This window comes from Neisseria sp. P0016.S008 (genome assembly GCF_051957775.1).
GTDB classification, from domain to species: Bacteria; Pseudomonadota; Gammaproteobacteria; order Burkholderiales; family Neisseriaceae; genus Neisseria; species Neisseria flavescens_B.
In genome coordinates, this window is the sequence record NZ_JBQCWB010000004.1 from 114,078 (window position 1) to 127,415 (window position 13,338).

General features: G+C 48.7%; 12 protein-coding genes. 8 read left to right on the forward strand and 4 right to left on the reverse strand.

Features of this window, described 5'->3' with window-relative positions; translation table 11 throughout:
* Positions 1–218 precede the first annotated feature (218 nt).
* The 3 genes from ubiU to ubiT are packed head-to-tail and all read left to right on the forward strand — an operon-like array spanning position 219 to position 2,587.
* Positions 219–1,226 carry a ubiquinone anaerobic biosynthesis protein UbiU gene (gene ubiU, locus ACTHS8_RS06560; RefSeq protein ID WP_440373300.1) on the forward strand — a complete coding sequence of 336 codons (1,008 nt, stop codon included), beginning with the start codon at positions 219–221 and terminating at the stop codon, positions 1,224–1,226.
* Between the two features lie 10 nt (positions 1,227–1,236).
* The gene (locus ACTHS8_RS06565; RefSeq protein ID WP_440373301.1) at positions 1,237–2,154 is read left to right on the forward strand and encodes a U32 family peptidase; all 918 of its coding nucleotides are present in this window, start codon (positions 1,237–1,239) and stop codon (positions 2,152–2,154) included.
* Positions 2,141–2,587 carry a ubiquinone anaerobic biosynthesis accessory factor UbiT gene (ubiT, locus tag ACTHS8_RS06570; RefSeq protein ID WP_440373302.1) on the forward strand — a complete coding sequence of 149 codons (447 nt, stop codon included), beginning with the start codon at positions 2,141–2,143 and terminating at the stop codon, positions 2,585–2,587. Before ACTHS8_RS06565 ends, ubiT begins: the two co-directional genes overlap by 14 nt.
* Before the next feature lie 150 nt (positions 2,588–2,737).
* On the opposite strand, the gene ccoP is transcribed toward ubiT, so the two are convergent.
* Genes ccoP through ccoN form a run of 4 tightly spaced genes read right to left on the reverse strand, consistent with a single transcriptional unit; the run spans position 2,738 to position 6,355 of the window.
* Entirely contained in the window at positions 2,738–4,084 is a 1,347-nt protein-coding gene (gene ccoP, locus ACTHS8_RS06575) for a cytochrome-c oxidase, cbb3-type subunit III (protein ID WP_440373303.1), read from the reverse strand.
* Complete coding sequence (locus tag ACTHS8_RS06580) at positions 4,084–4,281, reverse strand: cbb3-type cytochrome oxidase subunit 3 (RefSeq protein WP_003748776.1); 198 nt, start codon at positions 4,279–4,281, stop codon at positions 4,084–4,086. The genes ccoP and ACTHS8_RS06580 overlap by 1 nt, the downstream gene beginning before the upstream one ends.
* A 4-nt stretch (positions 4,282–4,285) precedes the next feature.
* A complete protein-coding gene (ccoO, locus tag ACTHS8_RS06585; RefSeq protein WP_003748778.1) occupies positions 4,286–4,897 on the reverse strand; it encodes a cytochrome-c oxidase, cbb3-type subunit II in 612 nt (203 codons plus the stop codon).
* 24 nt (positions 4,898–4,921) lie between these two features.
* A complete protein-coding gene (ccoN, locus tag ACTHS8_RS06590; RefSeq protein ID WP_191620500.1) occupies positions 4,922–6,355 on the reverse strand; it encodes a cytochrome-c oxidase, cbb3-type subunit I in 1,434 nt (477 codons plus the stop codon).
* A gap of 332 nt (positions 6,356–6,687) precedes the next feature.
* Between ccoN and ACTHS8_RS06595 the strand changes: the two genes are divergently transcribed.
* From ACTHS8_RS06595 to glnD, 5 genes are all read left to right on the forward strand, one after another.
* On the forward strand, positions 6,688–8,439 hold the full coding sequence (locus ACTHS8_RS06595) for a M61 family metallopeptidase (protein ID WP_440373304.1): 1,752 nt from the start codon (positions 6,688–6,690) through the stop codon (positions 8,437–8,439).
* Between the two features lie 72 nt (positions 8,440–8,511).
* Complete coding sequence (locus ACTHS8_RS06600) at positions 8,512–9,219, forward strand: hypothetical protein (RefSeq protein WP_440373305.1); 708 nt, start codon at positions 8,512–8,514, stop codon at positions 9,217–9,219.
* Positions 9,220–9,251: 32 nt separating this feature from the next.
* Positions 9,252–9,692: a TIGR01244 family sulfur transferase gene (locus ACTHS8_RS06605; RefSeq protein ID WP_440373306.1), complete on the forward strand. Its 441-nt coding sequence runs from the start codon at positions 9,252–9,254 to the stop codon at positions 9,690–9,692.
* A 437-nt stretch (positions 9,693–10,129) separates the two neighbouring features.
* Positions 10,130–10,426 (forward strand): helix-turn-helix domain-containing protein, encoded by a 297-nt coding sequence (locus tag ACTHS8_RS06610; RefSeq protein WP_003680870.1) that lies wholly within the window; start codon positions 10,130–10,132, stop codon positions 10,424–10,426.
* A gap of 19 nt (positions 10,427–10,445) precedes the next feature.
* On the forward strand, positions 10,446–13,004 hold the full coding sequence (glnD, locus tag ACTHS8_RS06615) for a [protein-PII] uridylyltransferase (RefSeq protein ID WP_440373307.1): 2,559 nt from the start codon (positions 10,446–10,448) through the stop codon (positions 13,002–13,004).
* The last annotated feature ends 334 nt before the right edge of the window (positions 13,005–13,338 follow it).

The following is a 13,338-nucleotide window of genomic DNA, read 5'->3' on the forward strand; positions in this document are numbered from 1 at the left end:
GATTTTGAAACAAAATCCGTCATCAAAATTTTTAAGCACATGAAATATATAAAAAACAACGTCTGTTAAGATTTTGTAAACAATATGCCTACGTCAACCTGAATTTTTCAATTTGATTTAAATCAGCATATCTTGTGTCATTAATCCATAAAATATCCGGAATTCTACAAAATATTGATTAACCCGATAGAAGTTATCATTAAGATGAGAAACACAAAATGCAGAAAATTCCAGAATTAGTCTGCCCCGCCGGCAACCTGCCTGCACTGAAAACAGCTGTGGACAACGGTGCGGACACGGTTTACATGGGTTTAAAAGATGCGACCAATGCACGAAACTTTCCAGGACTGAATTTCGATATGAAATCTGCGCGGGAAGGCGTAGCTTACGCCCATGCGCGCGGGCGCAATGTGCTGATGGCCATCAATACATTCGCACAAGCCGGCCAAGTGGAGCGTTGGCACGCCGCTGTGGATACGGCGGCGGATTTGGGTGCCGATGCAATTATTGTTGCCGACCCTGCCATCATGGCGTATGCGGCAGACAAACATCCGAATTTACGCCTGCATATGTCGGTACAAGGTTCGGCCACCAATTACGAAGCCATCAATATGATGAAGGAGCTTTTCGGCATCCGTCGTGCCGTTTTGCCGCGTGTACTGACCATCGATCAGGTCAAACATGTGATTGATAATACTGATGTGGAGATTGAAGTTTTTGGCTTCGGCAGTTTGTGTGTGATGGTGGAAGGCCGTTGCATCTTGTCGAGCTATGCAACAGGCGAATCGCCCAATATGCAAGGTGTCTGCTCTCCGGCAAAATCCGTCCGCTGGGAACAACTGCCCGACCGCATGAACGTACGTCTAAACCGGGTATTGATAGACCAATACAAACCCAATGAACCCGCAGGTTATCCAACCTTGTGCAAAGGCCGCTTTGAAGTCAATGATGAAACCTACTACGCTTTGGAAGAACCGACCAGCCTAAATGTTTTGGAAATGTTGCCCGAACTCATCAAAATCGGTGTGTCCGCCATCAAAATCGAGGGACGCCAACGTAGTCCGATGTATACGGCACAAGTAACCAAATCCCTGCGCCAAGCATTGGATGCAGCCGCAGCCGACCCGTCGCATTTCAAAGTCAATCCAGCCTGGAACAATGCCTTGAGCAAAGTTTCGGAAGGTCATCAGACAACTTTGGGCGCATACAACCGCCCATGGAAATAAGGGGGAAAAAATGAATTCATTGAAATTGTCGCTGGGCCCTATTTTATTTTTCTGGCAAAAAGAAGCCCTGCTGGAATTTTACGTTTCCATGCTGGATACGCCGTTGGACACGGTCTATTTGGGCGAGGTAGTCTGCTCACGCCGTCAGAAAATGCGCTTTGCTGACTGGTTCGGACTGGCTGAAGACCTGGCAGAAAGCGGTAAGGAAATTATTCTTTCCTCACAAGTCCTGCTCGAAAGTGAATCTGATCTAAAACGCCTACGCAAAATCACGGAGCAGGGAAAATTCAAAGTTGAAGCCAACGACATGGGGGCGGTTAAATTGGCACGCGAACACGGCATCCCGTTTGTTGCCGGTGCAAGCCTGAATATCTACAACGAAACCACTTTGGACGTATTCCGAAAATTAGGGGCATTCCGTTGGATTGCACCGTCTGAGCTGAGCCGCGATAAGGTTGCCGAAATCATCAAGGCTTCAGACGGCATTGAAACTGAACTCTTCGCTTGGGGTAAAATGCCGCTCGCCTATTCATCACGTTGCTTTACCGCCCGCCATTACAATCTGAATAAAGACAGTTGCGAATTCCGCTGTCTTGACCATGAGCACGGTATGGCCATGAATACGCGCGAAGGCCAGCCGTTTCTTACCATCAACGGCATCCAAACCATGTCTTACGGCTGCCAAAACCTACTGCCCCACCATAAAGACTTAAATAAAATCGGCGTGAATATGCTCAGACTGTCGCCACAAATGCACGGCATGGCTGAAATTATCCAAATTCACCGTGATGTATTGGACGGAAAAGCCACATGGGAAGATGTTCGCCCCGAGTTGGAACGACTGACTACCGGAACACTGGTTGACGGCTATTGGCGCGGTCAGCCCGGTATTGAAACCGTGAAGGAGGCATATTATGGAGCTGCCTGAAATCATATTACCCAAATGGATGGCGAAAATCGGTACCAAACTTCCCGGCAAACCTCCGCGCTTTGTTTTAGTCTCCGTATTGAATACCATGCTGAAAAAAGGTTTACTGCCTGCCGATATGGAACTTTTTGCCGGAAGAAAATTCGAAATCGAAGTTTTGGATGCCGGCATTAAAGTGCGGTTTAGTGCCAATACGGAAAAATTCCTGGATGACAACTTCAGCGGGGCTCCCGATCTGAGGCTGGCCGCCAACGGTATAGACTTCATGCGCATGATGATGCGCGAGGAAGATCCCGATACCTTATTTTTCAACCGTAAATTGCAAATTGAAGGCGATACGGAATTGGGATTAATTACCAAAAACTTACTCGACAGTGTCGAGTGGCCTTTCAGCGAATGGTTTCTGAAACGCAGTACGTCCACTTTGGATTGATTAATTTTGGTTGAAACAAGAACAAAGGCCGTCTGAATGTTTCAGACGACCTTATATATTTCGTCTCTTTGATATGTCTTTTCTTATCGGCTTTATCAAATATAAAAAAGCGTACCTTGTTAGGTACGCTTTTTTCAATCCGACTCAAAATTAGAATTTTGCACCGGACTCATTTGCCATAAAGTCTACAGCTGCTTTAACTTCATCGTCACTCAAACTGCTGTTGCCGCCTTTGGCAGGCATTGAATTAAAACCTTCAAGCGCGTGTTTGTGCAAAGTGTCTTTACCTTGTTTGATGCGAGGAGCCCAGTCTTCTTTTTTACCTACGACAGGAGCGCCTGGAATCATACCGCCATGACATGTTTTACAGTTGGCTTCAAAAACAGCTTTGCCATCTACCTTAACCGGAGCCGCTTCTGCTTTTTCAGCAGGTTTGGCTTCAGCAGCCGGAGCAGCTTTAGCATCTGAAGCAGCTTTATCGGCAGCAGGAGCTGAAGCAGCCGCCGGAGCAGAAGCATCGGCAGGTTGAGCTGCCGGAGCAGGCTCGGCTTTTTTAGCAGGAGCTTTTTTACCGTCTTTGTTAGACAAACCCCAAACATAAGCAGTCATGATGTGCAGCTTGTCTTTGTCGAGGAAGTGACCCCAAGCAGGCATTTGGCTGCTACGGCCGTTGGTAATGGTTTCGGTAATCGCTTTTTGAGTACCGCCCCACAACCATACATCGTCGGTCAGATTCGGGCCGAGGCCTTGGATACCTTGACCTTTGTCGCCGTGACAAGTGAAACAGTTGGCAGGTGGGCCGCTAAACAGGGCTTTACCGCGTTCTGCACGTTCTTCGTCGTATTGACCTTTAGGTTTAGAAAGAGACATAACATATTGTGTTACGTTTTTCACACCTTCCTCACCCAAAGCAGGACCCCATGCAGGCATGGCGGCAGTACGGCCTTTTTCAATGGTTTCCTGAATTTTTTCAGGTTCGCCACCCCACAACCAGTCATCGTCAGTCAGATTTGGGAAGCCTTTAGAGCCCTTGGCATCTGAACCGTGACATTGGATACAGTAGGTATTGAAAAGGTTTTGTGCAATAGCACGGGCTTCAGGGTCTTTAGCCACTTTCTCAATCGGCATATTGGAAAATTTAGCATACACTTTACCGTATTGCTGATTGGCTTTGGCAACTTCTTCTTCATATTGACCATGGCTGCTCCAGCCCCACAGGCCTTTGTAATCGCCGATACCTGGATACATAATCAGGTAGCCGACGCCAAACAGCCATGTGCAGACATAAAGCCAAAACCACCAACGTGGCAGAGGATTGTTGTACTCCGAAATGCCGTCCCACTCATGACCTGTGGTTTTTACTTCTTCGCCTTTTTTAGGGCGTTTCACAACGTTTTGCGAAAGCAGAAGCCAAGCCAGGCCGATGAAGCTGAGCACGACGATAACGGCAATATATATACTCCAGAAACTACTGGTAAATTGGGATGTTGTGTTCATTATTTTGCTCCGTGATCACGGACTGACTGAGCTTGATCGTCCTTTTCAGACGGCCTTTGTTCGTCATTATCGAAAATACTGCTGGCAGCATCGTCATAGTTTTTCTTATTGCGTCTATTGAACACAATATAGAGAACTAAAATAAAGCTGATAAATACCCAAACAGTAAAGAGCGAGCGAGCCCAGTTAGCGTCCATGATGTTACCTTACGTTTTTCAATGCCAAGCCCAAGCCTTGCAGATAGGCGATAACAGCGTCCAGCTCTGATTTGTTGGCCAGCATTTCAGGTGCTTTGGCAATTTCTTCATCGCTGTAAGGTGTACCCACTTTACGCAGGGCTTTCATATGCGCCACAGTTGCCTCAGCATCGACTTTATTGCGTGCGAGCCATGGGAATGCAGGCATATTGGACTCCGGCACAACGTCGCGCGGGTTCAGCAGGTGGATACGGTGCCATTCATCGGAATAACGGCCGCCGACACGAGCCAAATCCGGACCGGTACGTTTAGAACCCCATTGGAACGGATGGTCATAAACAGACTCACCGGCAACAGAGTAATGGCCGTAACGTTCAGTTTCTGCACGGAATGGACGAATCATTTGAGAGTGGCAGTTGTAGCAGCCTTCGCGCACATAAATATCGCGACCGGCCACTTGCAGGGCATTATATGGTTTCACGCCGGGTGCAGGTTCAGTAACTGCCTTGGTGAAGAACAGCGGAACAGCCTCGATCAGAAGGCCGACGCTGACTACAAGCAGGGTGAATACAATCAGTACACCGACTTTTTCTTCAGCTAATTGTTGTAATTTCATTTTGGTAGCCTATCTTTCTTGTCATTAGTGGTGTTGAGTTTGAGAAACCGCAGGAATCTCAGCATCAACGGCTTTACCACTGATAGCAGTACGGTAAACGTTATATGCCATGATGCACATACCGCTCAGGTACAGAAGACCGCCGGTGAAACGAATCATGTAGTAAGGCATGGTACGTTTTACGGATTCAACGAAGGAATAAGTCAGCGTGCCGTCGTCATTCAAAGAACCCCACATCAGACCTTGCATTACGCCGGCAATCCACATTGCAGCGATATACAGAACCACGCCGATGGTCGCGATCCAGAAATGCGCCTCAACCAATTTAGTGCTGTACATTTCATTTTTGCCGAACAAGCGGGGAATCATATAGTAAACGGAACCGATGGTTACAAAGCCCACCCAGCCCAATGCGCCGGCGTGAACGTGTGCAACAGTCCAGTCGGTATAGTGGCTCAGAGCGTTAACGGTTTTGATAGACATCATCGGACCTTCGAAGGTAGACATACCGTAGAAAGACAGAGAAACGATCAAGAATTTCAAAATCGGGTCGGTACGCAGTTTGTCCCATGCGCCGGACAGAGTCATGATACCGTTGATCATACCGCCCCAAGAAGGCGCAAACAGGATCAAAGACAATACCATACCCAAAGATTGAGTCCAGTCAGGCAATGCGGTGTAGTGCAAGTGGTGAGAACCTGCCCACATATAAGTGAAAATCAAAGCCCAGAAGTGAACGACGGACAAGCGGTAAGAGTAAATAGGACGGCCTGCTTGTTTTGGTACGAAGTAGTACATCATACCCAAGAAGCCGGCTGTCAGGAAAAAGCCCACCGCATTGTGGCCGTACCACCATTGAACCATCGCATCAATCGCACCAGCGTAAACCGGGTAAGATTTCATCAAACCGGCAGGGATGCTGATATTATTGACGATGTGCAACAGCGCAACAGCCAAGATGAAGCCGCCGTAGAACCAGTTGGCAACGTAAATATGTTTGATTTTACGTTTGGCAATCGTACCGAAGAATACGATAGCGTAGGCAACCCACACCAGCGTAATCAAAATGTCGATAGGCCATTCCAACTCGGCGTATTCTTTACCTTGGGTGTAACCCATAGGCAAGCTGATAGCCGCAGCCACGATGACAGCCTGCCAACCCCAGAAGGTAAATGCAGGCAACCAACCGCCAAACAGACGGGTATTACATGTACGTTGAACAACGTAGTATGATGTACCGATCAAACCGCAACCACCGAATGCAAAAATAACCGCATTGGTATGCAGCGGACGCAGGCGACCAAAGTGGAACCAAGGTCCAATTTCAGATAAATCAAGGGATGGAGCAAATAATTGGGCGGCTACAATTACACCAACCAACATGCCCACAATACCCCAAACTACAGTCATGATGGCGAACTGGCGCACCACTTTGTAGTTATAAGTTTGTGTGTCCATGGAAGTCTCCATAAATTATGGGTATAAAAAATTTTTATCTCACCCCAACCCTTACGTTTATAAAAAGCGCAATACGGCTAAGGCTCAAATTTTTCTAAATTTAACATAGACACCACAACATGCCAAGCAAAATTACATTCCATATTGCATAAAAACTTTAGTGAGACATAATCTCATTTCTTTTATATTCAATGAATTATTTAAACATATCCTATAAATCGGACACAGCATTTTTTCAAGCCCCCTTTTTCGTACAGATTTATTGATATAGATTAAACCTAACCTTTTAAAACACTTATCCTTAATAAACTTTAGCAAACTATACGATAGTTATGATTAATTACAAAATTACCCCCAACTTTCTGTCGCATGAATGGCACATCACCTTATCATTCACCCAACCCAATGATTCTGAAACAGAAATCAGCCTGCCAAACTGGGTTCCCGGCAGCTACCTCATCCGTGACTTTGCCCGCCACATCACACACATCAGCGCGCGTTGCAACGGCAAAGCCCAGCCGCTGACGCAAACCAGCAAAAACCATTGGCAAACCCCAGCCCTCAGTGGAGCGTGGGAAATTTACTACACCGTCTACGCATTCGACTTGTCTGTGCGCGGCTCGTTCCTCAGTACCGAGCGCGGCTTTTTCGACGGCGCATGTCTATTCTTAAAAGTACACGGACAAGAGGAACAACCGCACCAAGTCGAATTTCCCACCCTGCCACACACATGGCAGATAGCCACAACCCTGCCCAAAATTTCGACAACCACTTTTCAGACGGCCTCATATGCCGAGCTGATTGATCACCCCGTTGAAACAGGCATCATCGAATTCCTCGACTTTGCAGCACAAGGCATTCCCCACCGTATTGCATTAAGCGGTATCTACCCCGATTTCGACCGTTCCCGCTTCCTCGCCGATATTCAAAAAATCTGCGAAACCGAGTTGGCGATGTTTCCCTCCCCTGCCCCGTTTACTGAATACCTTTTCCTACTACATCTAGGCGACAACCTCTACGGCGGACTGGAACACATCAGCAGCACCGCCCTTCTTGCCGACCGCCACAGTCTGCCATCTTACGATATGGGCGAAGCCGACAAAGCCTATACCGAATTACTCGGACTTTTCTCACACGAATACTTCCATGCATGGAACGTCAAATCCATCAAACCGGCCGTCTTCGCACCTTACAATCTCGACCAAGAAAATTACACCGAGCAACTTTGGGCATTTGAAGGCATTACGTCCTACTACGACGACCTCTTTCTAGCCCGAAGCAAAACCATCAGCCCCGAAGCCTACCTTACCCTGCTTGCACAAGGCATTACACGCGTACAGCAGACACAAGGCCGTCTGAAACAAACACTTGCCCAATCCAGTTTCAGCGCGTGGGACAAGTTCTACAAACAAGATGAAAACAGCCCCAACGCCATCGTCAGCTACTATCAAAAAGGCGCACTGGCCGCACTTTGCCTCGACCTCATCATCCGTGAAAAAAGCCAAGGCAAATACAACCTCGACAGTGTAATGCAGCAACACTATCGCAACTGGTGCGACACCCATCAAGGTATACCCGAAAAACACTGGCAAACCCGTTGCCAAGAAATAACTGGTTTAAATTTAGAAACCTTCTTTCAGACGGCCTTATACAGCACCGAAGACCTTCCGCTCGCAGAATGCCTGCAAAGCGTAGGTGTCAAACTCGACTTTATCCCCCTGCCACGCCAGCACGGTGGAGCATTTGCAAACGAACCCCAATCAGTTGCCCCCGCCAATGATTTGGGCGCACGTTTCAAACAAAACGGCGACCATGCCGTCCTGACTCATGTATTTAATGGTGGCAGCGCAGAAAATGCCGGACTCTGCCCGCAAGACAAAATCATCGCCTTAGGCGGCTATGCCTGCAACGACCTTGCAGCGCAGTGGAGCAAACTGCCTATCGGTACGCGCACCACCATCCATTTCTTCCGCCAAGGCCTATTGCGCGAAACCAGTATCACAGTTCAAGCAGCAGAAGCCAATACCGCCCTGCTGCACATTACCGATCGCCAAAAACTTGAAAACTGGCTTTATAATGACTAAACCTTATTTTTATTTTTAAACAACTACCTCTATACAAGACAATTTGAAAATATCTCACTTGAAAGAACAGCCATGAAAAAACTTCTTATCGGAACACTTGCCCTATTTCTCAGTTTGCACTCCGCCGCTGAACCTAACACTGACTCGACAGAAAAGCTTCCAACCGAAAAGCTGAGCAAAGAAGTTGCCGTCTTCTACAAAAACCCTTCTGATACACGCGCGGTTAACTTACTGGACGGCATAGTCAAAGCCAATCTCACGCGCCATACCACTATTGCTTGGGCCAGCCAAGTCTTACAAAAGTATCCTCAAGTCAGCACCGCTTGGTGTAACAAAATTCGTACTTACCACGATAATGCACAAACTTTTGCTGCCTATACTCTCGCCATGACAGGTACACCTCAAGCCCAAACATGTCTTAATAGCCTGACATTAGATGCCGCACTTAAAAATGAAATTGAACAAATCAAAACCTTCCATCCACTTCAAGAACCGATGGTTTCTCCTGCATCACTAGATTTCCTATGGGTAACCTACTATGCAACCGGCAATCCTAAAGCTGTTGAACGTATTCTCGACTACATTATTAAAGCCCAAACGGCAGCCGAACAGCATCCAAATCATGTAGACCTCATGCTTGCTTCTGCCATTTGGTCAACCCGCTCCAATATGGAGCAAGACTCGACGATCGACAATATCGTCCGTAAATATATACAAAACCAATCCAAAGCAAATAAAAAACTATTGGAACAAGCCTTATTGAAACCTCAAAAGCAATAACATCCATCATCAAACTTAGAAAAGGAAAAACTATGCCCATCCGTAAACTGACCGACTCCCTCTATATCGCCCCCCAACTGACCGAATCCGATGTCCAAGAAGCCGTACGTCTCGGCATCCAAACCGTCATCTGCAACCGCCCGGACGGCGAAGAAGAAAACCAACCGGCTTTTGCCGAAGTGCAAAACTGGTTTAAAGAGGCCGGCATCAACCAATTCTCACACCAGCCCGTCGTTGCGCCTCAAATCAACGCAGCCGATGTTGCAGCCTTCCAAAATCTGTTGCAACAATCTCCGACTCCTATCCTTGCCTTCTGCCGCACCGGCACTCGCTGCTCCTTGCTTTGGGGTTATCATCAAGTGCAACACGGCGCATCTGTAGCCGAAGTAGTTGCCGCAGCCGAACAGGCAGGCGTCAATCTCAGCAACTTTGAAGCCCGCCTGCAAGAAGCCAAAGATAAAGGTCTGGCTTAATACTTAATTTATGTATAAGTAGTAGCCTTTAAACCAATCAGGCCGTCTGAAACCCATTTTTCAGACGGCCTGATGACTTTTATTCACAATCAAACCTTATTTTTAATTTATTTCCACTATCCTAAAAATATATTTTCTAAATCAAGCCCGAATTGACCTGTATCAATACCCCAACCCTATTTTCATTTATAATGCCTTTCAATGCTTCAGGGTCAAGCCCTAATCCTCCAGTTTTCCTCTATAAGAGCCAGCTCTCTTATTAAATGATTTTTCTTTCCTCTTGATGTGTGTGTGTTTGGGTGTGGCCGAAAGCCACCCCCTTTTTTTTATACCTACCCCTTTTAAGGCCGTCTGAAAACTTTCAGACGGCCTTTCCTTTCCCCTCACAAAAATAGTATAAAATCCCCTTATCGTTCAAACCACAAACTCCAAATACCATGGTCAACAAACTCACTCCCCCTCCAAGCCTGCCCGATCCGCAAGACCTCCGCGCCGTTATCGCTTACAACATGCGCCTCTATCGCGTTAATCACGGCTGGTCGCAAGAAGAACTGGCGCGCCAATGCGGACTTGACCGTACCTACGTTTCCGCCGTCGAGCGCAAACGCTGGAATATCGCCCTTTCCAACATCGAAAAAATCGCATCCGCGCTTAAAATTGCTCCTTACAAACTCCTCCTTCCGCCGCAAGAAATGCTCCGCCAAATGACCGAGCCTGCCGATACCCAAGCCTAATTCACAGCCAGATACCATCATGACCGCCGCCCAACAAGCCATCCAAACCTACCAGCAGCAAAAAGCCGCAGCAGAAACTGCCTACCGCCAAAACAACCGCCCTACCGTTTACTTCCGTGACCATATCGCCGCTGCCGAAACCCTGCTGCAAACCCTCTGGCAAATCCACTTCCCCGACAGCAACGATATCAGTCTGATTGCCATCGGCGGCTTTGGGCGTTGCGAACTCTATCCCCATTCCGACTGGGACTTAGCGATTATTTCCTTGGCTCCATTTTCAGACGGCCTGCAACAGCAAACCGCCCAATTTATCCAAACCCTTTGGGACGCACGCCTCAATCCTGCCATTAAAAGCGGCAGCATAGAAGAAATCCTCCAAAGTACCCAAAACGACATTACCGGCGAAACCGCCTTTCTTGAGGCGCGCCACCTACAAGGCAATGCCGACCTTACCGCCCAACTTCTAAACAAACTCAACACACGCCGCGACACAGCCGCCTTTATCGAAGCCAAACTCCTCGAAATGGAGCAACGCCATACCAAATCCCAAGGCACAGGCGCACAACTCGAACCCAACATCAAAACCTGCCCCGGCGGCCTGCGCGACATCCACACCCTTATCTGGACAGCCAAAGCACAAGGCATAGACAGCAACCCCACCGCCCTCGTTACCGCCGGCGTCCTCACACGCACCGAAGCCGGCATGCTGGCCCATGGCTACCGCCGTCTTGCCAATATCCGCATTCACCTCCACCTTACCGCCGACCGCCCCGAAGACAGGCTGCTTTTCGACTACCAGTCCCAAGTTGCCGAAAGCTTAGGCTATACCCAACCCGACATCCGCGGCCGAAGCGAAGCCCTGATGCACACCTTCTACCGCGCCACCAAAGCCATCAAACAACTCAACGGCATCCTCATTCCGGTTCTCAAAAACCATCAGACCTCCAGCCGTCCCCGACATATCCATCCCATCGACAGCCGCTACAAACGCATCGGCCACCAAATCGCCGCCAACGACCTTGCCCTGTTCGAGCAAAATCCCGAACACATCTTCACCATCATCCAAACCATGCAGGAGCAAAACATCACCACCATCGAGCCGCAAACCCTGCGTGCATGGTGGGCGGCCACACGAAAAATCAACACCCGTTTCACCCAAAATCCAGAAAATCGCCGCCGCTTTATCCAATTCTTCAAACACGGCACCGGCCTCACCCAAACCCTCCGTTTTCTCAACCTCTACGGCGTACTGGGCCGCTATCTCCCCGCATGGGAAAAAATCACCGGCCTGCTCCAACACGACCTCTTCCATATTTACCCCGTAGACGACCACATCCTGACCGTCGTCCGCAATATGCGCCGTCTCGCCATCGAAACCCACAGCCACGAAATGCCCGAGGCCAGCGCCATCATGCAGGCCTATCCAAGACCACATGTCCTCTACACCGCCGCCCTGCTGCACGACATCGCCAAAGGCCGTGGCGGCGATCACGCCAAAGAAGGCATCAAAGACGCACAACAATTCGCCGCCAACCACTACTACACCGAAGAAGAAAGCCACCTCCTCGCATGGCTGGTTGAAAACCACCTGCTCATGTCCACCGTTGCCCAAAAAGAAGACATCCAAGATCCCCATGTCCTCCAAGCCTTCTGCCGCCGTATTCCCACACGCGAATACCTAGACGCACTCTACCTGCTTACCATTGCCGACATCCGCGGCACCAACCCCAAACTTTGGAACACATGGCGCGCCAGTCTGCTCCAAACCCTCTACCACAGCACCGCCGCCGTTTTAAACAGCAAACACCACGATCCCGAACGCCTCCCCAACCGACGCGAACAAGCCTCAACCGACCAGCTCACGCGCGCGGCCGTTCCCCTCAAAAACCAACAAAAGCTCCGCCGCATACTCGGCAGCGCATACTACGTCCGCCATCAGACTCGGGAAATCCTCTGGCACACCGCAAACCTCGCCTACGACACCCAAAGCCCGGCCGTCCGCAGCCGCATCCTTCCCCAAAGCAACAGCCTTCAAGTCATGGTGTTCATGCCCAATGGCGACCGCCTATTCGCACGCCTCTGCCGCATCTTCAGCAGCCACCGCTTCGACATCCAAGCCGCCCGCGCCTTCATTACCGAGCACGACTACATCCTCGACACCTTTATCCTTCAACTTCCCGACAATCTCCCGCCCGAAGAATATCCCGACCGCCAAAGCGCGCTCGAAGCCGAACTCAACAGCTTCATCCACGGCAATACCACCGTCCAAAAACAAAGCGGCCGCCCACACATCAGCCGCCGCATCCGCCATATCCCCATTCCGCCCACCGTAATCATCACCCCCGAAGAAGATTATCCCGGCTGGCACACCATAGACATCACCGCCGTCAACCGCCCCCACCTCCTCGCCGACATCGCCGAGACCTTCTTCGCCCACAACATCAGCCTGCGCTACGCCAAAATCACCACCTTGGATCAGCGCATTGAGGACAGCTTCATCACCTACAGCCCATCCCTGCAAGACCCGCAAACCCAAAACACCCTAAAGCAGGCATTGATCGAAGTCTTGACCCCATAAAGGCCGTCTGAACATCTTAAAAACATAGGGTGAGCATTTTTTGCTCACCCTAATCGCACCCAAAAATATAAACATCCTGAATATATCCTTCTAAAACACTCAAGAAATCCAAAGCCTTAAAATTCAAAATCAGACCTTTACTCTGACATAAAACTACATTCTAAAATCATAACCCAAATGAATATAATTCCAATAACAAAATTTCATTCACCTATTACACCAAATCCTCTTCAGAAATCCTTCCTTCCAAATTTTTTCCTTATCTGTATTCAAACAAAATACGCATACAAAATAAAACCCATAAAAAACAAAAAAATAAAATCACAAAATATTA

What these genes read in the sequence shown, in the direction of transcription:
- ccoP (WP_440373303.1), bottom strand. Translation starts at nt 4,084, where the DNA reads ATGAACACAACATCCCAATTTACCAGTAGTTTCTGGAGTATATATATT.
- ACTHS8_RS06605 (WP_440373306.1), top strand. Translation starts at nt 9,252, where the DNA reads ATGCCCATCCGTAAACTGACCGACTCCCTCTATATCGCCCCCCAACTG.
- ACTHS8_RS06600 (WP_440373305.1), top strand. Translation starts at nt 8,512, where the DNA reads ATGAAAAAACTTCTTATCGGAACACTTGCCCTATTTCTCAGTTTGCAC.
- ubiT (WP_440373302.1), top strand. Translation starts at nt 2,141, where the DNA reads ATGGAGCTGCCTGAAATCATATTACCCAAATGGATGGCGAAAATCGGT.
- ubiU (WP_440373300.1), top strand. Translation starts at nt 219, where the DNA reads ATGCAGAAAATTCCAGAATTAGTCTGCCCCGCCGGCAACCTGCCTGCA.
- ACTHS8_RS06565 (WP_440373301.1), top strand. Translation starts at nt 1,237, where the DNA reads ATGAATTCATTGAAATTGTCGCTGGGCCCTATTTTATTTTTCTGGCAA.
- ACTHS8_RS06610 (WP_003680870.1), top strand. Translation starts at nt 10,130, where the DNA reads ATGGTCAACAAACTCACTCCCCCTCCAAGCCTGCCCGATCCGCAAGAC.
- ACTHS8_RS06595 (WP_440373304.1), top strand. Translation starts at nt 6,688, where the DNA reads ATGATTAATTACAAAATTACCCCCAACTTTCTGTCGCATGAATGGCAC.
- ccoN (WP_191620500.1), bottom strand. Translation starts at nt 6,355, where the DNA reads ATGGACACACAAACTTATAACTACAAAGTGGTGCGCCAGTTCGCCATC.
- ACTHS8_RS06580 (WP_003748776.1), bottom strand. Translation starts at nt 4,281, where the DNA reads ATGGACGCTAACTGGGCTCGCTCGCTCTTTACTGTTTGGGTATTTATC.
- ccoO (WP_003748778.1), bottom strand. Translation starts at nt 4,897, where the DNA reads ATGAAATTACAACAATTAGCTGAAGAAAAAGTCGGTGTACTGATTGTA.
- glnD (WP_440373307.1), top strand. Translation starts at nt 10,446, where the DNA reads ATGACCGCCGCCCAACAAGCCATCCAAACCTACCAGCAGCAAAAAGCC.